The organism is uncultured Cedecea sp., assembly GCF_947498825.1.
Lineage (GTDB): Bacteria > Pseudomonadota > Gammaproteobacteria > Enterobacterales > Enterobacteriaceae > JGM124.
The window spans coordinates 121,656-139,810 of sequence record NZ_CANMLV010000006.1; the positions used below are offsets into that span (position 1 = coordinate 121,656).

The following is an 18,155-nucleotide window of genomic DNA, read 5'->3' on the forward strand; positions in this document are numbered from 1 at the left end:
TGCTTCAAGTTGTCTGGGATTGCTGGCGTTCATGCTGCTGAATCACAAACCCTGCCTGTGCCCATCGTCTGTCAACGCTTTGCGCCTCGGAGCGGCTCGAATTATTTTGGGTACAGCTAAAATTATTTGCTCAGTTCCGAAGGAGAAGCTATCGCTTTTTCTGGAAAAAGATATTTTCCCAGTGTCACCAGAACAACGGCAAAAATAATGATGCCGAGTGCCAGCCATTCAATAAGAGATAAACTTTCGCCACCAAAACCTGTTCCTAATAGTACGGCCACCACGGGATTTACATAGGCATAACTGGTCGCGACGGCCGGGGTTACATTACGGATCAGGTACATATACGCACTGATGGCAATGACAGAACCAAAAATGGACAGGTAAGCAACCGCCAGTATACCTGCTGTATCTGGCATAGCGGTGAGCCGTTCACCTGCGAGTATAGATGCGGCCAGCAAAACAAAACCGGCGGTGAGCATCTCAATAGCACCAGCCATCATCCCTTTTGGTAACTCAATACGTGAACCGTAAACAGAACCAAACGCCCAGCTTACTGAACCCAGTAAAATTAGCAGTGCCCCCCAGGGATTGCCGCTCAGATTTCCTCCACTGTTCAGTAACACGATCCCGACTAAACCTATCGCGATACCCAGCCATTCCAGTTTCCGGGTTCTGATTCCGAAAAAACGACTGAAGCAAAGGGTGAATAACGGTACGGTGGCAACCATAACTGCGGCAATACCAGAGGGAACTTGCTGATGTTCTGCGACAGTGACCAGACCATTGCCAATGGCAAGCAGTAGAATACCAAGCAGTACTGCATTTAATAGCGGTCGTAAGGGAGGCAGTTTGTGTCCCTTTAATAGCAGTATTGCCATCATTAATACACCTGCACAGATAAAACGCACGCCAGCCATCAATAGCGGTGGCCAGCTTTGCACTCCGACAGCAATGGCAAAATAGGTCGACCCCCAAATGATGTATAAGGAGAAAAGTGCGGCTATCAGGGGAAGTAATCGAGCCGATCGCAGTTGCATACATCCTCGTGATATTTCAATAAAGTCAGTAAGTAAACTCTAAAAAAATACAGATAGCGAGCATTTTAGTTGTGCTTGTTTTGTTAATGTTTATTGACAAAGCAAGCACAACTTGCGTGGGGAAACCGATGCCTTTAACCGACTTAAAGGGCGGCTTTTCAGGGCAGAGAGCTTGGGGCATCTTGAGAAGATTACAGTCAGGGACGTTTGACTTTCTATTGGAGAAAACATTGATAATGATTTTTATTTATCTCGTGCAGATAACTGGCTTAGTAAACAGAGTACCTGCTACCATGTTGATAATGATTAGTGCTCTGTTCAATAAGACGTTAGAAAAAGACGGGAGAGAAATCCATGCAAATCAATGATCATGTGACGGTGAAGACTGATGGTGGTCCAAGACGTTCCGGCGTTGTGATGGCTGTTGAATCTTTCAGCGAAGGAACGATGTATCTGGTCTCTCTTGAAGATTACCCTTTAGGGGTTTGGTTCTTTAATGAGGAAGGCCATCCGGATGGTATTTTTGTTGAAAAAAAAGGGTAGCATACTCAGGACTTTCTGTATCCGGAGAGAGTAAATAACTCTCTTCCGATGCCAGAGATAATGATGGCTGTAAAATGGCAGCACTCACGAAATCTCTTCACATGTTATGTTTTTATATTCTTTGCCCGTCAGCACGTAGGGCACAGATATAATAGGGTCTTTTGATTCTACTGTGCGTTGGCAGACTCGTATCATTAGGCCACAGAAACACAAAGTCAGTTATAAAAAATGCTTTCGAAAATAATGTGTGGCATTTTTGTTCTTTGTAGCCAGAAATGATGGCGTGAATCAACGTTGTTATTGCCATTTTCAGGTTGATTATACCCGTCATACTTCAAGTTGCCTGGGTGTTGCCGTATTGAGGGCCGCCGAATCACATAGTTATCTATGCTCATCGACGGTTTGAACTTGTTGCCTACATATAACTCGAATTATTTAGGGGATAAAACACAGAACTGTTAAAAACTGTAAACATTTAATCAGGGTTAACAATAATGCCACTTGTCATATTTTCAGTGAGTCGTGCAACATGGAAAATGACTTTTTTATTATGTGTTTTTATCTTTCGCTTAATATTTCCTTTGTGCGATGAAACAGTTTTCGGTTTCACTTTCATTCTTTCTGATATTTTATTTGTTTCCTGCCCCTCCATCCAGAGTTTTAAAATGCAGTTTTCAGTTCTGCTCAAAGTTAATACTGGAATGTTAATACCTGCAATACATTGTCCATTTCTTTGTAAGTAACCTTCCAATATTTCATCTAAAAACTCTGGTTTAATTGATTTTGAACTGATCAATAGATTGTTTTTTACTCGTAGAAATGCATCAAAACTTGCATTGGCTATTGCCATAAAAACCAGAAAAAGAGTTTTTGCATGCAGGTTAATGGTTTTTTTTATCTGAAAGCTGTATTCTGCATTATGAATAAAGCAGTCCTCGTTAATAAATACTACCCGGGGAGATGTACTTTGACAGGCATCTGCCAGTTCAGCTATTGTCTCTACGCCAGAAATATTCTGACTATTTATTCCTCTACTCGTCAGATAAGAGATAAGTCCTTGCTTGGTATAACTACACGAGTCCATGATGACTGTCGACATAATAACCTCAATTCTGAATATCTTATTATTGCTCTAGTTTTATCTGCGATATTTGGATTTTTTAATAAATAATAACTACTCGCTTATTGGCTGTATGATATATTATTTTCGATGGGGTCTACTTTCGCTATTACGCTTGATTAGTTAAAGATGAAAACGCTATTCTGTAAAGGATATTATTATTTTTCAGGAGTTTTCGCAGTAAACACGTAACAAAAAAGTGGGTAATATTTTTATATTACTCGACTGTGATGAGGTTTATTAGTGCTTTTTGACTATTACTGAATATTCAATTGAGCCTTTTTTTGTCTCAAATTTAAAATCAGAGGCGGGGGAGTTCGTGGATAATATTAGCGAGAAGATCAAATATTGTGCTGAATAAATGTTCGGTGAAAGGGGCAACTAACGGCATCATTGCTGAAAAAACTAGCATGCCAATCGATAAGGTTACAGGGAAACCAATGACGAAAATAGAAAGTTGTGGTGACATTCTGTTCAGCATGCCGAGGGCGATATTCAGCGTGAGTAGTAAGGTAATAAGAGGTAGGGCGAGCATTAAGCCATTAATAAAAATAAGTCCGGCAGAACGCGTTAATGTCATAAATACCTGACTATTAATCGACACATTACCAACAGGTAAGGTATGAAACGTATCAACCAGCATGGAAATAAGCCATAAATGGCCATTGAAGGTCAAAAATAGCAGTATCGCCAGGATATCCAGAAATCGGGCAAGAACCGGCATATTAAGGCGGCTACCGGGATCAAAAAAAGTGGCAAATGAGAGTCCCATTTGTAATCCGACGATCTCACCGGCTGTACGCACAGCTGCAAAGGCAAACTGCATCGTAAATCCCAGCGCCGCACCAATTAATAATTGCTGCATCGCAAGCCAGAAACCATCAAGTGAGAAAATAGGAATGTATGCCACTGGCAGAGACGGTGCAATAATGACCGTTATCATAATGCCTAACGCTATCTTGACTCGTTTAGGTATACTGCGCTCGGCCAGTACTGGTGCTGTCATAATCAGCGCTAACACCCGTAACAGTGGCCAGAAATAGTGATTTAACCATTCAAGCCACTGATTGCTGTCAATCTGTATCATCCAATGATGTAGGGTAAATTGGTGAATAGAGTTCGCATATAATCAAGCAATAGATTAAGCATCCACGGGCCGGCAACAACAATAGTGATAAATACAGCGAGGATTTTTGGAATAAATGACAGCGTCATTTCATTTATTTGCGTTGCCGCTTGCAGCAAGCTGATAACTAAGCCACTGAGCAAGGCGACTAACAGTAAAGGGGCTGCCAGCGCCAGAGCAACGGTCATAGCCTCGGTGCCCATCATCATTACGGATTCTGGCGTCATCTTATTTTCCCTAACTATAGAAACTTTGTGCTAAAGAGCCGACCAGCAACTGCCAGCCATCGACCAGAACAAATAGCATTAGCTTGAAGGGTAACGCTATTGTTGCCGGCGGAACCATCATCATCCCCAGCGACATCAACACACTGGCGATAACCAAATCGATAATCAAGAAGGGGATAAAGACCGTAAAACCAATCTGGAAGGCGGTTTTTAATTCACTGGTAACATAGGCTGGTAGCAGAATTCGCATCGATACAGCTTCTGGTCCTGGCAGAGGCGGTGTGTTCGCCAGACGGGCAAATAAGGCCAGATCGGCTTCTCGAGTCTGGCGTAGCATAAATTCCCGTAGCGGTTGTGCACCGGTTTCCAGAGCCGTTTCCAGACTGATTCTGTTCTCACTAAAAGGTTTATAGGCATCAGTATAAATCTTATCAAACACAGGTGACATGATGAAAAAAGTCAGAAAAAGTGAGAGGCCAATTAATACTTGATTAGGCGGTGCTGATGGAGTGCCTAATGCGTTGCGAAGTAATCCAAAAACGATGATTATCCGTGTAAAACTGGTCATCATCAGCAAGATTGCAGGAATAAAAGTTAACGAGCTAATAAAGACCAGCGTTTGTACTGGCAATGACCAGCTTTGTCCGCCATTTGCCAGTGGCTGGCTGACCAGACCGGGTAACTGAGCAAAAGCCGCTCCAGGCATAATCAGGGCTAACAGAATGAATATGTGAAACTGCCCTGATTTCATTGTACTTTTCCGCCAGGTTTTAACAACTTTTTCATTATTTTCTGGAAATCAGTGGCATTATCCGGTGATAAAGGCTGTTCGCTTTCCCCGGACGATGGCAGGGTATGCAAATGTGTGATTTGCGAAGCTGTTACCCCAAGAACTAGCCGAACATCTTCGATATCGACGACAACCACGCGTTCCCGTGGGCCGAGGTTAGCGCTGGCGCGAATGTGGAGTGTTTTTTTACCGGTCATACTGCTCCCCATGAATCCAAAGCGTCGGGCAATCCAGGCGGCAAGTAAAATCAGTATGATAATCCCCCCAAGCGCAGCACTCACCGAGATTAGCGGTGAGTCAGTATGCGCGGGAGTGGATAAAGCAACGGACTGGGTTTTCATTTAGCGACTCAAACGACGCATTCGTTCAGAAGGCGTGATGATATCGGTAATACGGACACCGTATTTATCCGCCACCACCACCACTTCACCCTGAGCGATTAAATAACCGTTAATCAGAATGTCCAGGGGCTCTCCGGCAAGACCATCCAGCGCGACAACGGATCCTTGAGTCAGGCGGAGTAACTCTTTAATTGTCATGCGCGTCCGACCTAGCTCGACAGTGAGTTTGACCGGAATGTCCATTATCAAATCAATATCTTGCAGGTTCCCTGCCACACTGCTGTCTTCCAGTGCACGAAAGACATTATCTGCAGTACTTTTACTGGCGACTTTCTGTTCGTTTAAAGCATCAGCCCACAGGTCGTCCACTGAACCAGGGTTATCATTGGGCGGTTGATTAATGTCACTCATTTGAGCTGTTCCTCGTGCAGTGAATTCAAGACTGGGTTGATCAAATGTTCAACGCGCAGGGCATACTGACCATTCATCGTGCCATACTGACTGGTCAGTACTGGTACCCCATCTACATGGGCAATGATGCGTTCTGGTTTATCAACAGGTAACACGTCACCGGGTTTGAGTTTGAGTATTTGCGATAAACGTAGTGGGATGTCAGCAAAGTTTGCTATCAGTTCCAGTTCTGAATGCTGAACCTGACGTACTAGCGTATCGCGCCAACTTTGATCTTCCTGCCGTGAGTTTTCCAGTGGTGGATTGACGAGTAACTCACGCAACGGTTCAATCATGCTAAAGGGCAAGCAAATATTAAATTCACCGGTCAGATTCCCGATTTCCACATGGAAAGGGGTATTGACCACAATGTCATTAGGTGAGGTCGTGATATTAGTAAATTTCACCTGCATTTCAGAACGGACATACTCAATATCAAGCGGATAAATCGCTTTCCAGGCATCGCTGTAGGACTCCAGCGCCAGTTTGAGCATGCGATTGATAACACGCTGTTCGGTATGTGTGAACTCACGTCCTTCAACTTTGGTTGGAAAACGGCCATCGCCACCAAACAGGTTATCAACGGCAATAAAAACCAGACTTGGTGAGAAAACAAATAAACCGGTGCCGCGTAACGGTTTCAGATGGATCAAGTTAAGGTTTGTTGGCACCGGAAGATTACGGGCAAACTCAAGATATGGCTGAATACGAATGGCGCCGACAGTAATATCCGGACTGCGTCGCAACAGGTTGAATAGCCCCATGCGAAACTGGCGGGCAAAACGCTCATTGATAATTTCCAGCGCTTGTAAGCGCTCTCGAATAACACGACGCTGCGTATTAGGATCATAAGGCCGAATATCGGAGTTGCTGCCAGGGCTTTCTAATGGCAAAGCATTATTGTCGCTGTCGCCATTCAACAACGCATCTATTTCAGCCTGGGAAAGAATACTATCGCCCATAAAGTTATCGCAGAATGAATGCGGTATACAGCACGTCGCTGACTACCTGTGGTTTTTTTCCGGAAACCAGCGGAGTCGCCAGCGTAGATTTTATCGCTTCAATTAACTTCAACTTTCCGTCTTCGGTTGCCAGTACATTGGCATCCTGACGTGAAAATAGCAGTAATAACCGACTGCGAACTTCGGGTAAGAATTCACTCAACCGCTGGCGAGTTTCTTCTTCCTCTAAGCGCAATGTCACACCGATATATAAAACACGATCGGCATCACCAAGATTAACGGTAAAAGTGTCCAAAGCATAAAAAATAGGCGCAGCAGGGGGAGGCGGTGCCTGTTCTTGCTCCCCACTGACTTGTTGTTGCAGACGCCAATAGCTATAACCTGCACTTGCACAGGCGGCAAGAGTAATCAGAACCAGTAACGGCATCCATACGGTGCGACGGCGGCCTTTTTTCGAGGCGGTATCAGTCATTGAACGCTTTATTCCTATATCTCTACAGCTGTAACACAATTATCCCGTGTCTTACGGTGGTCAAAGCGTTGAAAAAGGCTATTTAATGTCTTCACCTCTGGCGTTTACCTTTGAAGGTACCCGTCATGCTTCCCACCCGCGGGGTGAGGCTGGCGTATAGCCAGCTTATTCAGAGACTGTCTTTGTTTATTCAGGCGAATATATCGACAGCCCCTTTATTCTGAGCAAGACGCTGTAATGTTTCGCCGGCGGCTAAGGAGATATCATCCTCTTGTGGTTCCATACTGAATGTAGCGTTCTGTCGGGCAGTTTGCTGTTCTTGCTGAGAAGTCTGTTGCTGCGGCATTGAACCCTCATCGCCGACGTGGCTCTGACTTAACTGCACACCATTTTCATTAAGCGAAGTGCGTAACATTGGCAAGGCTGCCTCAATTGCGGCACGAACATGGCTGTGTGGTGACATAATTTGTAGCTGTAACTGGTTATCATCCAGTTTTAAACTGATTTCGACTTTACCCAGGTGTTCAGGGTGTAAACGTAGCTCTGCATGTTGCTGTCCCTGACGGGTAAACAGCATGACTTGCTGAGATAATTGTTGTTGCCACTCCTGAGTGCCTAGCTGGGCATTCAGTACCGGGGTGGCCGGTACGGTCAACGGGGCGCCAGTCGAAACGGCAGGAGTGCTGCTGCTGAACGACGGGTTTAAAGGGGGCTGATTATCGGTCACTCGCAGGTTGACCGGGGTATCTGCCGGTACAAAGCGAGCGGTCATATTATCCGTTTCCAGCTCGTGTGAGCTATTGGTATCAACAGTAGGGGAGGCGGCAGATTGTGGATTGGCGGTCAGTGCCAAATCCAGTCCTTTAGTCGTTACCGACGCCCTGGCGGAGAGTTTACCCGCGGCCTCGGAAACAGGTGTGAATTCCTGTTGGGGCAGCATAGCAAATAAGGCACTTATCGCCTGCAAGTCAGGGTCATTATCCTTTTCTGCTGTCTCATTTGCTGTGAGTAACGCTTTTGTTGTTGTCGGATTTTTTCCCTGAGGAGCCAGTAAGGCCGCCAGACTTTCTTGTGGTTCACCACGCATACTTTCTGCCACCTGTTCCAGTGCCAGCTTAATACTGTCATTTTTTACAGCAACTTTACGTAACACGGCCTCTTCAATATCGGGTTTAAGGTCTGTTTTGGCTGTTCGGATTAGCTGTAAAAAATTCTCTGCTATCTCTTCGCCGTCACTTACCTGACTTTCCGGTGTGCCGGATTTATTAAGCGAATTTTGTTGTGTCACATGGGGCAGTGTAATCATTCACCTTTCCTCTGAGTGGCGCGCTGGGCATACTCGTCCATTTGTTTCTGATCGCGTTTATTTTCAGCAAGCAATGCAGCGGTTGCTTTTCTTTCCTGTAATGTTTGCCAGGCCTGCAACTTTTTTTTCTTTTCGCGCCATGCCTCCAGCGCTTGTTCAACTTTATGATTCCACTGCATCAATTGCTGACGATGCTGCTCAATCGCTTTTTCCAGTGTCAAAATAAATTGCTGATAGTTATGCCAGCGGGCATTCGGCATTCCCTGGGACATATTAGTGTTGAGGGAATGACGATACTCATCCTGATAATTCATCAGCATATCGAGTTGCTGTTCTGCGTGCTGACAGCCACGGCGCATATCACCGAGCATGATGGCTGCCTTTTCTACTTCCTGAGAAGCAAGCTCACTTAAGGTATCCAGTGCGCTGTATTGAGCCATGTTTATCCTCTATCAAACTGCGGGAAATAACGTCTCCAGGGTCAAACAAGACTCTTCCCAGCCAGCACGCTCCTCAATACCTTGTTGCAGAAAAGCTTCCAGAGCTGGCCAGAGAGTAATGGCTTTATCCAGCATCGGGTCGCTTCCTTTGGCATAAGCACCGACATTGATCAAATCCCGGTTACGCTGATAGTTGGAGAGCAACTGTTTAAAATGTCGTACGCGAGCATAATGTTCATGGCTAATGAGAGAAGTCATGGCCCGGCTGATAGAGGCTTCAATATCGATTGCCGGATAATGACCTGCTTCAGCTAAACGGCGTGACAAGACAATATGCCCGTCAAGAATGGCCCGCGCTGAGTCAGCAATGGGATCTTGCTGGTCATCACCTTCGGTGAGTACGGTATAAAAAGCCGTAATCGATCCGCCGCCTTCCGTGCCGTTACCCGCGCGTTCAACCAGCGCCGGGAGTTTAGCAAATACAGAAGGCGGGTAACCTTTGGTTGCCGGTGGTTCACCTATTGCCAGGGCAATTTCACGCTGAGCCATCGCATAACGTGTCAGGGAGTCCATAATCAGCAAGACATGCTGGCCGCGATCGCGAAAATCTTCTGCTATACGTGTTGCGTAGGCAGCACCTTGCATCCGTAGTAGAGGAGATACATCTGCCGGCGCTGCTATCACAACCGAACGTGCGCGACCTTCAGCACCCAGAATATTTTCAATAAAGTCTTTAACTTCACGGCCACGTTCCCCGATCAGCCCGACGACAATAACGTCGGCTTTGGTATAACGGGCCATCATACCCAGCAAGACACTTTTACCGACCCCCGACCCGGCAAACAGACCCATACGTTGTCCACGACCAACGGTCAGTAAGGCATTAATTGGCCGGACACCGACATCAAGTACTTGCTCAATGGGTGTACGTTGCAATGGGTTAAAAGGCGTTGAACCCAATGAACCATGGGAGGCGGTATCAGGAGAGGGCAGGCCATCAAGCGGACGACCACTCCCATCCAGTACCCGTCCGAGCAAACAAGGACCGAGCGGTAATTGCTTGCTGCCTTGTTTGCTATTCATTGTTGCTGCCCGGGCATAAACGCGAGCGCCGGGCAAGATACCCTCGACTTCTTCCAGGGGCATCAGAAACAGTTTATGGCCATTAAAACCGACAACTTCACTCTCAACGTCGCGCTCATGCTGTTCAATGATACAGGTCGCCCCCAGGGGAAGCTGGAGACCGGTGGCTTCCAGTACCAGGCCGGTGGCACGTGTCAGGCGACCATACTGGCGTACAGCAGGTAATTGAGCCATTCGGGTTTCGAAGCTATCAAGCGTATCGAGCCAGCGTGTCAGTCGGGCAGTCATTAGAGTACTCCCGGTGCCGCCAGGCGACATAGTTCTTGCCAGCGAGTGGCAACGCTTGCATCTAAATCCCCTTCATCTGCAGACACTTTACAGCCGCCTTGATGTAAGGACGGATCGCCGCGTAACCGCCAGCCATGCAAACTTAAGGTCGCACCCAGTACATCCTCAACGCGCTGTAAGTCATCAGGGTGGACACGTAACTGTGGTTTACCGCTAAATAACGGTTCTTGTGCCAACAGGTTTTGAATTTGTTTAATCAGCGCTGCGCTGTCAACTGAGGGAGTCTGACCAATGACCTGACGGGCAGCTTCCAGAGCCATTTGCATTAAACGTGAGGCAATCACACTGTCCAGTGCATCAAGGGTATACTGGAATTCACTGACCAGTTGTTGCATGCGGGCATGGAGTGGGGCTTGCTGAAGCTTTGCTTCAGCCATACCTTGTTCCAGACCTTGTTGAAAGCCCGTTTTTCTGCCTGCTTCCAGGCCTTCGCTGTGGCCCGCAGCAAAGCCGGCTCGCTGCCCTTGTTCATGGGCCTGAGCCTGCAGCATGACCAGAGTTTGCGCGTTGTCCATCTCTGACGAAGGCTCTTGCTGATGCGACTCAGATGCAATCTCAATTTCGGCGGATCCATCCTGTTCCAGCTCCGTTTTCGGAAAGGTGAAATCATCCGGTATCCATGGCTTCCAGGGCTGGGTATCAGACATAGGTATCCTCGCTGGTACCTATCACCATTTCGCCCGTTTCTGCCAGTCGACGTACGATCAGCAAAATCGCCTTCTGTTCGTTTTCGACCTGAGACAAACGAACCGGGCCACGATTGTTCAAATCATCGCGCAGAATATCGGCAGCACGTTGCGACATATTGCGCAGGAATTTCTCGCGAAGTTGCGGTTCTGCGCCTTTCAGGGCCACCAGCAGAGACTCGGATTCCACTTCCTGGAGCAAGCGTTGAATACTGCGATCGTCCACACTGACCAGATTTTCGAACAGGAACATTTCGTCGATGATTTTTTGTGCCAGTTCGCCATCAAAGTCACGTACGGCGCTGATAACCGCTTCTTCCTGCTGGGTTTTCATCAAGTTAATGATCTCTGCTGCGGTTCTTACGCCACCCATTTTGCTGCGTTTAAGATTCTGACCATCCAACAGGTTATTCAGTACCTCTGTCAGTTCGGCGAGCGCAGCAGGCTGTACGCCACCAAAGGTGGCAATACGTAACATAATGTCATTTCGCGCCCGTTCATCGAACAGTGCCAGAATATCCGCAGCCTGATTGCGTTTTAAATGCACCAGAATGGTGGCAATAATCTGCGGATGCTCATCACGGATCAGGTCAGCCGCACTTTGCGGCTCCATAAAGTTCAGTGTTTCAATGCCGCTGGTGGTATCGCGGGTTTCGAAAATATCTTCTAACAGGGTGGCGGCACGTTCTGCCCCCAAGGCTTTTACCAATACCGAGCGCAGATAGTCGCTTGCATTGACGCTCAAGGCGGCAAACTGTTCGGCTTCCTGCTCAAATTCCGTTAATACATCGGTAAGGACTTTGTTCGAAATCTGCTGAACATTGGCCATCGCGGTACTCAGATGCTGCACTTCGCGGGGATTAAGGTGTTTAAATACCTCGGCGGCACGATCTTCGCCAATGGTCATCAGTAAAATCGCACTTTTCTCGGTTCCGGTTATGCTCATAGCTCATTACTCATCCATTGGCGGATCACCAGCGCAACGACACGAGGATCGCTGTCTGACAGGTCACGAACACGCTGGCTCATAATTTCAACACCCAGACGCTGGTTCACTTTACGTTGTTGTATTTGCTCATCACGCGTCAGATGCACGGTTGCGTCAGGTTCTTCCGCTTCTTTACGAGCTTGCGCTGCTTCACTGGCCAGTTTTATCGCTTCTGTGCGTTGAGTTATCAGTGGTCGTATGGCTTTGCGCCACAGCAACCAAGCAACGAGCAGAACGAGTAGCCAGCGCCCGGAAGAGAGCAACAGATCAAAGAACATCTGTGACTTCCAGAACGGCAGATTTTCGAGGGCTTCATCTTCGACTGCGCTGAAAGGAGAGTTAACGACATTCAGGGTATCGCCACGTGTCTCTGAGAAGCCCATCGCTTCGCGGGTCAGGCTCTCAATTTGTTTTAACTGGTCTTCACTCAACGGAGCAGGGCTTCCATCTGCCTGCTGGCGATAATTAATGACCACGGCGACGGACAGACGCTGAACATCACCTACATTGAGGCGGGTATGACGAATTGTCTTATCCACTTCGTAGTTGGTGGTTTCATCCCGGGTGCTATTGTGGCTGCCATTCTGACTGGTGGCAGCGGCTGTGCCGGGTTGATTATTACCTTGAGCATTGGGCTGAGCGGGCGTGGTAATCGGAGCCGTATTGGCGGGCGCTGGCTGGTTAGATAACGCACCCGGAACGCCGCCCGGGAATTGCCCATTCGACTGTTCGCTCTGGTTTAGCTGGCGAGAACGTATGGCACTCTGTTCAGGATCTCCATTGGGACGATATTGCTCTTCGGTCTGTTCTTTGCTGGCAAAATCAATTTGTGCCGTGACCTGAGCGTGGACGTTACCGCTTCCGACAATAGGAACCAGAATGGATTCAATACGACGCTGATAGCGACTTTCAACATCCGTGGCGTAGTTTAATTGCGTGTCATTGAGCGCGCGTCCCGGTGTTTCGGAGCGCGTAAGCAGATGCCCGCCCTGATCGACTAACGTTACATTACCAGGCGGCAGACCTGCAACGGCACTGGAAACCATATGTACGACAGCATTAACTTGGCCTTCATCCAGCGCCCGGCCAGGTTCCAGATTCAAAGTGACCGAGGCTGAAGGCGCCTTTTGCTCACGTACAAATAATGAAGGTTTTGGCATGGCCAGGTGGATACGGGCGCGCTTAACCGGGCCGAGGGTTTCAATTGTCCGCGCCAGTTCGCCTTCCAGTGCCCGCTGATAATTCACCTGTTCACTGAACTGACTGATACCAAATTTTTCTTTATCCAGCAGTTCAAAACCGACGGCGCCACCTTTGGGTAGCCCTTGCTGGGCGAGACGTAAACGCAAGTCATAGACTTTATCGTCAGGGACCAGGATAGCGCTGCCATTGTCTGAATAACGATACGGAATATTCATCTGCGTCAGTTGCGTGACAATAGCCCCGCCGTCCTGGTCGGATAAATTATTATACAGTACGCGGTAATCAGGTGTTTTTGCCCAAAGCACCAAGGCGACAATAATCGCAACTGCAGCCGCAGCGGCCACAATAAGAGGAATTTTCGGGTTGGCGCGCAGGCTGGTTAACCACTCAGTTGCCTTGTCAGGTGGCGTTTGTGCCTGTGTGGCCGTCATTCAGCACCTCGGCGCGCAGCGTATACAGAGTCATTCGAATAAAGAGTGAACACAAAAGGCTCCCTGAGAGACTAATACAACAAAAATGCCACAATATGGCAGTGTCATTATTTTCTTTTTAGGGAATTTCTATGGCTGAATTAGCCTAGTATTTTGTGTCTAATTAACGCCTTTACTCTGTTGGTAAGATGCTAATCTGCTTGTGATTAACTTACAGGGGAAACCAGATGGCGATTCAGGGTATTGAAGGCGTGCTGCAACAGCTAAGGGCCACCGCGGTTCAAGCGCAACAAATCACACCGCAGCCACAAGCCACGGGTAGCGTGAATTTTGCGGGTGAATTACAGGCCGCTCTCGGCCGTATCAGTGAAGCCTCAAATACTGCCAGAACCCAGGCAGAGAAATTTTCTCTTGGTGTGCCGGGTATTGGACTGAATGACATGATGGTTGATCTGCAAAAATCCTCAGTATCATTAGCGATGGGTGTCCAGGTGCGCAATAAACTGGTTAGCGCCTATCAAGAAATGATGAATATGCAAGTTTAGCGAGGTAAGTTATTGATATAAAGCAGTTTTCTACATGGCGGCTTTAGCGGAGCACGTATGTAGCACAAGATCGCTTAATTTCTCATTAATGAGGTCTATCTGATCTGAGTTGTTTTCTGTCATCCCAGGCACCATAAACTCTGTGAACCATCTGCGAGTCTGAATGACCCATTTGAGAGGCAACATAATTTGGATTAGCTCCGACTGACAACAACCAGCAGGCAAATGTATGTCTTGACTGGTAAGCCTTTCTGTGACGCAACCCGGCCTTTCTTAACGCAGCAGTCCAGATCTACGAAATTGAATCCAGTGAGTAATGTGATCCTGACTTCCCGTTTATCGCGTTGACCGATGGGTTGGGTTTCTTTGCTGAAAACGTTTTTGTGGGTAGCTTAACAGCCCACCAGGTGGGTTCTGTTCTCTGCTTTATTAAATCACATCTTAGTTGTACAATTCAGTTGTGATTAATTGAATTCAGCGGAGCCAACCATGATGACCTATACCTTTTCCGACGTTCGCCAGAAATTTGCCAGCGTTCTTGATTCCGCCGTAACTCAGCCGGTGACAATTACGCGCCGCTCTGCTCCTGACATGGTAATCATCACCGCTGAACAGTTCGCGGAACTGCAAAAAGCAAAGTTTGAGGCATCTCTGTCTCGCGTAATGAGCAAGCCAAAGAATCAGGCTCTGTTTCAGGAATTAGCTGATAAATGATTTTCTTTCTGAGCGTTGAGCAGGTCATCGCCATTCACGATATCCAAATCGATTACTACGGTGGCTTGCCGGGATTGCGTGATATTGGCACTGTTGAGGGGATGTTAGGCCGCGTAGAAAACCTGCATGTTTATGAGAGCATCAGTGATTTACACATGTTGGCGGCATCGTTGTTGCTTTCGATAGCTCGCGGTCATGGCTTCAACGATGCCAACAAGAGAACTGCAACGGCATCGGCCATGGTGTTTCTTGATATGAACGGCTCGCCAATCACACCTAACGATGGCTTTGCTGATTTCGTCGTTGAAGCCGCTCAAGGATTGCATGATGTGTATGCGGTAGCTGAGAGGTTAAGAGGTCTGACATCGCCCTCAGGGGCGATGTCAGATTGCTGACAAAGAAGGAAAAAACGTGGTTTTTCCTTCTTTGTGGTGAGCAGCCGAAAATCAATAACTTGATTTTCCTTGTTTTTTATTAGGTGGTCTCTATTTATTCAGAGATGACTTAAGGTTTGTCAATACTCTGAAATCGCCCTCAGGGGCGATGTTTTATGACAAAGTTTAAAGTTCCATCTCCGATAAACTTATCCAAATTTTGCTATTTATTCTGTCATCATGAAAGAGCATTCACAGACATAACGTCAGTAGAGCCCGCTATTTTACCCAATAAACCTCTTCTCTTTTTTCTGTCTTGTTTAATGACTGATACCCAAAATAATTCGGGTGGCCTGTAGGCGCGAGGTGAGGCGAGCCTCACGCACGCAACACCCAAGTCATTTGAAGTATGACGGGTATAAATGAATATGACTTTCTTCCGGGGACTGTTTCACCTGCCTTCATGAAGCGATCTCTTATCGATACAGTGAGCTTCAGGGAAGTCGTTTTTTGATATGAGCGATTGTGAATATTCGTTATCAATGACGACAACTGCCTTTGCCGATGTTCTTTGATGGCCTCTCACTTTATCGTCGTTATTAATCCAGGTCATGAAACCTGCTGATTTTCGTGATAATTGCTTACGCTTTGGTCGAAAATCCGTTAATTTTTCGGTAATCGCTGTAATTTCGCTGTTAATCACAGGAGAAAGACGACTTTATGAACCCGCAAGAAATGCTGGAAAAAAAGACGGTTTTATTAACCCCCGAACTACAGCGTGCCGCAGACTTTATTCGCCAGTATCCTCATGATGCAATTAATCTCTCGATGCGCGCTTTTGCCGACCAGGTGGGTGTGAAGCCTGCAACGTTATTGCGTCTGGCGCAGCGTCTGGAATATTCCGGCTGGGAAGCCTTTAAACAAGATTTTGTTCAGGCTTTAGGGCTGAACCATGAAAGTTATCAGAGCCGCGCCAGGAAACTGTTAAGTCACAGCAGTTCGACCACGCTGTATCAGGCTATGTTTAACGCACATAACGACAATTTACATGAAACCTGGCAGCAAAATCATCAGCAAATGAGCGCCGTTATTGAGGCCCTGTTCCGGGCGGAACATGTCTATATTTGTGGTTTCCGTGCCAGTTATCCGGTGGCTTACAGCCTGTTTTATAGCTACCGGCTATTTGAAAAACACGTTTCACTGATTGACGGTCAGGCCAGCAATTATGAAGTTTTTACACGAGAGCTGACCACCGACGATGTGGTGCTGATGATCGGTTTTTCACCCTATTCCCGAGAGTCGCTTGACGTGCTGGAGGCTGCCCGTCTTGCCGGGAGTAAAATCGTTGCGCTGACTGACTCACCGCTGTCGCCGCTTGCACAATATGCGACCCATACACTCTATTTTTCATCACACAGTCCTTCATTTTTTCCCTCCGTTGTGGCGGCTATGGGAATGGCAGAATCACTGCTCGCGCTTCTGGTTACCCGTTATGGGGATAAAGCCGTAGGGAAAATCGCCCGTGCAGAACAATTCTTTTTCTCTTGCGGGGCTTGGGTAAAGGCTACTCGCTGAACGAAATGAGTCTCTGATATCTGATGCAAAAGAACGCTATCCGGTAAGTAAGGCGACAGGGGCGTGGCTTAATGCTATTTTGAACTTGGGGGACAGCCAGGATTACTGGCAGGATCTGACATTATCCAGGTGAATAAGGAAACGCGGATGAAACAAGGACTACTGATAGCAGGGCTCTTATTGCTAACGGGCTGTGCCGGGAAAGAGTATTCTGAGGTAATAGCGCATCCAGCACCCGCCGGCCTTACGGGATACTGGCAGTCAGTGGGCCCGCAAAGCGAACTTATCAGCCCCGAAGCCCTGGCATCGCTGGTGGTCATGCCGGATGGAACAACCCTCGACTGCCGCCAGTGGCAACGAGTGATCGCCGTTTCAGGTAAGCTATCCCTGAAGTCAGATGGCGAGAGCTGGCAAAATACCACTGAAAAAGAGGATATTTACTCACTGGTACCGCGCGATAACCAGCTTAAATATGCGGGAATGACTTTACAGCGCGTGAGTCAGCTAACAAGCGAATGCACTCAGGCCCTGCAAAACTTGCAAGTGGCCATTGAGCAACAACCGCTTCCGTGAGTTGTTTTGTGATTATAATTCACCGCTGACGACTGGCTCAGCGTCCGGGCTATTGGCTGGCAGCAATAACATACCCGCCAGCCGACCGTAAGCGAGGTTAACTGACTGTTGCTGATTCCCCTGGTGAATAAGCACTTTTAGCTCATCCATCCGTTCCAGTAACAGCCGTTTCACTTCAGCTTCATTTTCCAGTAACTGACGCAGAATCTCCCGTACTTTACCGGGGAAGGGACTGTCAGCTGCGTTAGCATTACTGGCAGAAAGGGCGTTCACATGCTGGATATAATTCAATTCTCCGTCGATTAACGCCTCCCACTGTTGAGTTCTGGCCATAATCAGCATTTGGTTACTCAGCAGCAGTAACTGCTGCCAGTCTGCAAGGGAGGAAGAAGTGGGTGTCATTACGGCATGTCCTGGGTTAAACCAGCGGAAGGATTAATTTGATTCCATGCATCTGCAATACCTTCAAGCAGCCCCTGTACTTCGGTGAGTGCCTGTTTGTTATTACGAAGATTCGCTTCCAGCAGACGGCGTACCATGTAGTCATACAGGCTATCAAGATTGCCTGTAAGTTCACTGTTGACCGAGTGATCAAGGCCTGCTTGCAGGCCATTGGTAATAATATTCACCGCTTTTGAAATGGCCTGACCCTTGCCCGCAATGTCACCTTGATCCATCAGGATCTCGGCTTTTTTTAAGGCGCTGGTCGCGCCTTCAAAGAGCATCACCACTAATTGATAGGGTGAGGCGCTCAGGACCGCACTTTCCAGGCCGACTTGGGCGTATGCATTAACTCCGGCGCGATTATACATCTGTAT

The 18,155-nt window shown here is 47.5% G+C and carries 23 protein-coding genes and 1 pseudogene; 6 read left to right on the top strand and 18 right to left on the bottom strand.

What is annotated here, in order from left to right; translation table 11 throughout:
- Positions 1-122: 122 nt before the first annotated feature.
- Positions 123-1,034 (bottom strand): drug/metabolite exporter YedA, encoded by a 912-nt coding sequence (gene yedA / locus Q1A40_RS09070; RefSeq protein WP_299999595.1) that lies wholly within the window; start codon positions 1,032-1,034, stop codon positions 123-125.
- Positions 1,035-1,394: 360 nt separating this feature from the next.
- Between yedA and dsrB the strand changes: the two genes are divergently transcribed.
- The gene (dsrB, locus tag Q1A40_RS09075; RefSeq protein ID WP_299999427.1) at positions 1,395-1,583 is read left to right on the top strand and encodes a protein DsrB; all 189 of its coding nucleotides are present in this window, start codon (positions 1,395-1,397) and stop codon (positions 1,581-1,583) included.
- A 475-nt stretch (positions 1,584-2,058) separates the two neighbouring features.
- Here the strand turns inward: dsrB and rcsA are convergent, their stop codons facing one another.
- The 14 genes from rcsA to fliF form a co-directional block, all read right to left on the bottom strand.
- On the bottom strand, positions 2,059-2,682 hold the full coding sequence (gene rcsA / locus Q1A40_RS09080; RefSeq protein ID WP_299999429.1) for a transcriptional regulator RcsA: 624 nt from the start codon (positions 2,680-2,682) through the stop codon (positions 2,059-2,061).
- Positions 2,683-3,004: 322 nt separating this feature from the next.
- On the bottom strand, positions 3,005-3,790 hold the full coding sequence (gene fliR / locus Q1A40_RS09085; protein ID WP_299999431.1) for a flagellar biosynthetic protein FliR: 786 nt from the start codon (positions 3,788-3,790) through the stop codon (positions 3,005-3,007).
- Positions 3,787-4,056: a flagellar biosynthesis protein FliQ gene (fliQ, locus tag Q1A40_RS09090; RefSeq protein ID WP_299999433.1), complete on the bottom strand. Its 270-nt coding sequence runs from the start codon at positions 4,054-4,056 to the stop codon at positions 3,787-3,789. Before fliQ ends, fliR begins: the two co-directional genes overlap by 4 nt.
- 10 nt (positions 4,057-4,066) lie before the next feature.
- On the bottom strand, positions 4,067-4,807 hold the full coding sequence (gene fliP / locus Q1A40_RS09095; RefSeq protein ID WP_299999435.1) for a flagellar type III secretion system pore protein FliP: 741 nt from the start codon (positions 4,805-4,807) through the stop codon (positions 4,067-4,069).
- Entirely contained in the window at positions 4,804-5,187 is a 384-nt protein-coding gene (gene fliO / locus Q1A40_RS09100; protein WP_299999437.1) for a flagellar biosynthetic protein FliO, read from the bottom strand. The genes fliP and fliO overlap by 4 nt, the downstream gene beginning before the upstream one ends.
- Positions 5,188-5,598 carry a flagellar motor switch protein FliN gene (gene fliN, locus Q1A40_RS09105; RefSeq protein ID WP_299999439.1) on the bottom strand — a complete coding sequence of 137 codons (411 nt, stop codon included), beginning with the start codon at positions 5,596-5,598 and terminating at the stop codon, positions 5,188-5,190.
- The gene (gene fliM, locus Q1A40_RS09110; RefSeq protein WP_299999440.1) at positions 5,595-6,599 is read right to left on the bottom strand and encodes a flagellar motor switch protein FliM; all 1,005 of its coding nucleotides are present in this window, start codon (positions 6,597-6,599) and stop codon (positions 5,595-5,597) included. Before fliM ends, fliN begins: the two co-directional genes overlap by 4 nt.
- Before the next feature lie 4 nt (positions 6,600-6,603).
- Positions 6,604-7,071 (bottom strand): flagellar basal body-associated protein FliL, encoded by a 468-nt coding sequence (fliL, locus tag Q1A40_RS09115; RefSeq protein ID WP_299999441.1) that lies wholly within the window; start codon positions 7,069-7,071, stop codon positions 6,604-6,606.
- Between the two features lie 190 nt (positions 7,072-7,261).
- On the bottom strand, positions 7,262-8,377 hold the full coding sequence (locus Q1A40_RS09120; protein WP_299999443.1) for a flagellar hook-length control protein FliK: 1,116 nt from the start codon (positions 8,375-8,377) through the stop codon (positions 7,262-7,264).
- Entirely contained in the window at positions 8,374-8,817 is a 444-nt protein-coding gene (gene fliJ, locus Q1A40_RS09125; protein ID WP_299999445.1) for a flagellar export protein FliJ, read from the bottom strand. The genes Q1A40_RS09120 and fliJ overlap by 4 nt, the downstream gene beginning before the upstream one ends.
- Before the next feature lie 12 nt (positions 8,818-8,829).
- The gene (fliI, locus tag Q1A40_RS09130) at positions 8,830-10,188 is read right to left on the bottom strand and encodes a flagellar protein export ATPase FliI (RefSeq protein ID WP_299999447.1); all 1,359 of its coding nucleotides are present in this window, start codon (positions 10,186-10,188) and stop codon (positions 8,830-8,832) included.
- Positions 10,188-10,895, bottom strand: a complete 708-nt coding sequence (gene fliH, locus Q1A40_RS09135) for a flagellar assembly protein FliH (RefSeq protein WP_299999449.1) — start codon at positions 10,893-10,895, stop codon at positions 10,188-10,190. The genes fliI and fliH overlap by 1 nt, the downstream gene beginning before the upstream one ends.
- Positions 10,888-11,880, bottom strand: a complete 993-nt coding sequence (gene fliG, locus Q1A40_RS09140; protein WP_299999450.1) for a flagellar motor switch protein FliG — start codon at positions 11,878-11,880, stop codon at positions 10,888-10,890. The genes fliH and fliG overlap by 8 nt, the downstream gene beginning before the upstream one ends.
- Complete coding sequence (gene fliF, locus Q1A40_RS09145; RefSeq protein ID WP_299999451.1) at positions 11,877-13,556, bottom strand: flagellar basal-body MS-ring/collar protein FliF; 1,680 nt, start codon at positions 13,554-13,556, stop codon at positions 11,877-11,879. The genes fliG and fliF overlap by 4 nt, the downstream gene beginning before the upstream one ends.
- A 227-nt stretch (positions 13,557-13,783) precedes the next feature.
- Between fliF and fliE the strand changes: the two genes are divergently transcribed.
- Positions 13,784-14,101: a flagellar hook-basal body complex protein FliE gene (gene fliE / locus Q1A40_RS09150; protein ID WP_299999453.1), complete on the top strand. Its 318-nt coding sequence runs from the start codon at positions 13,784-13,786 to the stop codon at positions 14,099-14,101.
- A gap of 30 nt (positions 14,102-14,131) precedes the next feature.
- On the opposite strand, the pseudogene Q1A40_RS09155 reads toward fliE, so the two are convergent.
- Positions 14,132-14,426 (bottom strand): annotated as a pseudogene (locus Q1A40_RS09155) (tyrosine-type recombinase/integrase); the annotation flags it as partial.
- Between the two features lie 164 nt (positions 14,427-14,590).
- Here Q1A40_RS09155 and Q1A40_RS09160 point away from each other — a divergent pair.
- From Q1A40_RS09160 to Q1A40_RS09175, 4 genes are all read left to right on the top strand, one after another.
- Positions 14,591-14,815, top strand: a complete 225-nt coding sequence (locus Q1A40_RS09160; RefSeq protein WP_299999455.1) for a type II toxin-antitoxin system Phd/YefM family antitoxin — start codon at positions 14,591-14,593, stop codon at positions 14,813-14,815.
- The gene (locus Q1A40_RS09165) at positions 14,812-15,210 is read left to right on the top strand and encodes a type II toxin-antitoxin system death-on-curing family toxin (protein WP_299999456.1); all 399 of its coding nucleotides are present in this window, start codon (positions 14,812-14,814) and stop codon (positions 15,208-15,210) included. The genes Q1A40_RS09160 and Q1A40_RS09165 overlap by 4 nt, the downstream gene beginning before the upstream one ends.
- A gap of 699 nt (positions 15,211-15,909) precedes the next feature.
- On the top strand, positions 15,910-16,764 hold the full coding sequence (locus Q1A40_RS09170) for a MurR/RpiR family transcriptional regulator (RefSeq protein ID WP_299999458.1): 855 nt from the start codon (positions 15,910-15,912) through the stop codon (positions 16,762-16,764).
- 147 nt (positions 16,765-16,911) lie between these two features.
- Complete coding sequence (locus Q1A40_RS09175; RefSeq protein WP_299999460.1) at positions 16,912-17,337, top strand: hypothetical protein; 426 nt, start codon at positions 16,912-16,914, stop codon at positions 17,335-17,337.
- Positions 17,338-17,349: 12 nt separating this feature from the next.
- Here Q1A40_RS09175 and fliT read toward each other — a convergent pair whose 3' ends face one another.
- Both fliT and fliS read right to left on the bottom strand, forming a co-directional pair.
- The gene (gene fliT / locus Q1A40_RS09180; protein WP_299999461.1) at positions 17,350-17,739 is read right to left on the bottom strand and encodes a flagellar protein FliT; all 390 of its coding nucleotides are present in this window, start codon (positions 17,737-17,739) and stop codon (positions 17,350-17,352) included.
- Positions 17,739-18,149 (bottom strand): flagellar export chaperone FliS, encoded by a 411-nt coding sequence (gene fliS / locus Q1A40_RS09185; RefSeq protein ID WP_299999462.1) that lies wholly within the window; start codon positions 18,147-18,149, stop codon positions 17,739-17,741. The genes fliT and fliS overlap by 1 nt, the downstream gene beginning before the upstream one ends.
- Between the last annotated feature and the right edge of the window lie 6 nt (positions 18,150-18,155).

Coding starts and splice junctions, on each gene's coding strand:
- fliI (WP_299999447.1), bottom strand. CDS start 10,188: ATGACTGCCCGACTGACACGCTGGCTCGATACGCTTGATAGCTTCGAA.
- fliH (WP_299999449.1), bottom strand. CDS start 10,895: ATGTCTGATACCCAGCCCTGGAAGCCATGGATACCGGATGATTTCACC.
- fliR (WP_299999431.1), bottom strand. CDS start 3,790: ATGATACAGATTGACAGCAATCAGTGGCTTGAATGGTTAAATCACTAT.
- fliE (WP_299999453.1), top strand. CDS start 13,784: ATGGCGATTCAGGGTATTGAAGGCGTGCTGCAACAGCTAAGGGCCACC.
- rcsA (WP_299999429.1), bottom strand. CDS start 2,682: ATGTCGACAGTCATCATGGACTCGTGTAGTTATACCAAGCAAGGACTT.
- fliS (WP_299999462.1), bottom strand. CDS start 18,149: ATGTATAATCGCGCCGGAGTTAATGCATACGCCCAAGTCGGCCTGGAA.
- fliF (WP_299999451.1), bottom strand. CDS start 13,556: ATGACGGCCACACAGGCACAAACGCCACCTGACAAGGCAACTGAGTGG.
- fliP (WP_299999435.1), bottom strand. CDS start 4,807: ATGAAATCAGGGCAGTTTCACATATTCATTCTGTTAGCCCTGATTATG.
- fliO (WP_299999437.1), bottom strand. CDS start 5,187: ATGAAAACCCAGTCCGTTGCTTTATCCACTCCCGCGCATACTGACTCA.
- fliM (WP_299999440.1), bottom strand. CDS start 6,599: ATGGGCGATAGTATTCTTTCCCAGGCTGAAATAGATGCGTTGTTGAAT.
- dsrB (WP_299999427.1), top strand. CDS start 1,395: ATGCAAATCAATGATCATGTGACGGTGAAGACTGATGGTGGTCCAAGA.
- Q1A40_RS09120 (WP_299999443.1), bottom strand. CDS start 8,377: ATGATTACACTGCCCCATGTGACACAACAAAATTCGCTTAATAAATCC.
- fliG (WP_299999450.1), bottom strand. CDS start 11,880: ATGAGCATAACCGGAACCGAGAAAAGTGCGATTTTACTGATGACCATT.
- Q1A40_RS09175 (WP_299999460.1), top strand. CDS start 16,912: ATGAAACAAGGACTACTGATAGCAGGGCTCTTATTGCTAACGGGCTGT.
- fliJ (WP_299999445.1), bottom strand. CDS start 8,817: ATGGCTCAATACAGCGCACTGGATACCTTAAGTGAGCTTGCTTCTCAG.
- fliT (WP_299999461.1), bottom strand. CDS start 17,739: ATGACACCCACTTCTTCCTCCCTTGCAGACTGGCAGCAGTTACTGCTG.
- Q1A40_RS09170 (WP_299999458.1), top strand. CDS start 15,910: ATGAACCCGCAAGAAATGCTGGAAAAAAAGACGGTTTTATTAACCCCC.
- fliN (WP_299999439.1), bottom strand. CDS start 5,598: ATGAGTGACATTAATCAACCGCCCAATGATAACCCTGGTTCAGTGGAC.
- fliQ (WP_299999433.1), bottom strand. CDS start 4,056: ATGACGCCAGAATCCGTAATGATGATGGGCACCGAGGCTATGACCGTT.
- fliL (WP_299999441.1), bottom strand. CDS start 7,071: ATGACTGATACCGCCTCGAAAAAAGGCCGCCGTCGCACCGTATGGATG.
- Q1A40_RS09160 (WP_299999455.1), top strand. CDS start 14,591: ATGATGACCTATACCTTTTCCGACGTTCGCCAGAAATTTGCCAGCGTT.
- Q1A40_RS09165 (WP_299999456.1), top strand. CDS start 14,812: ATGATTTTCTTTCTGAGCGTTGAGCAGGTCATCGCCATTCACGATATC.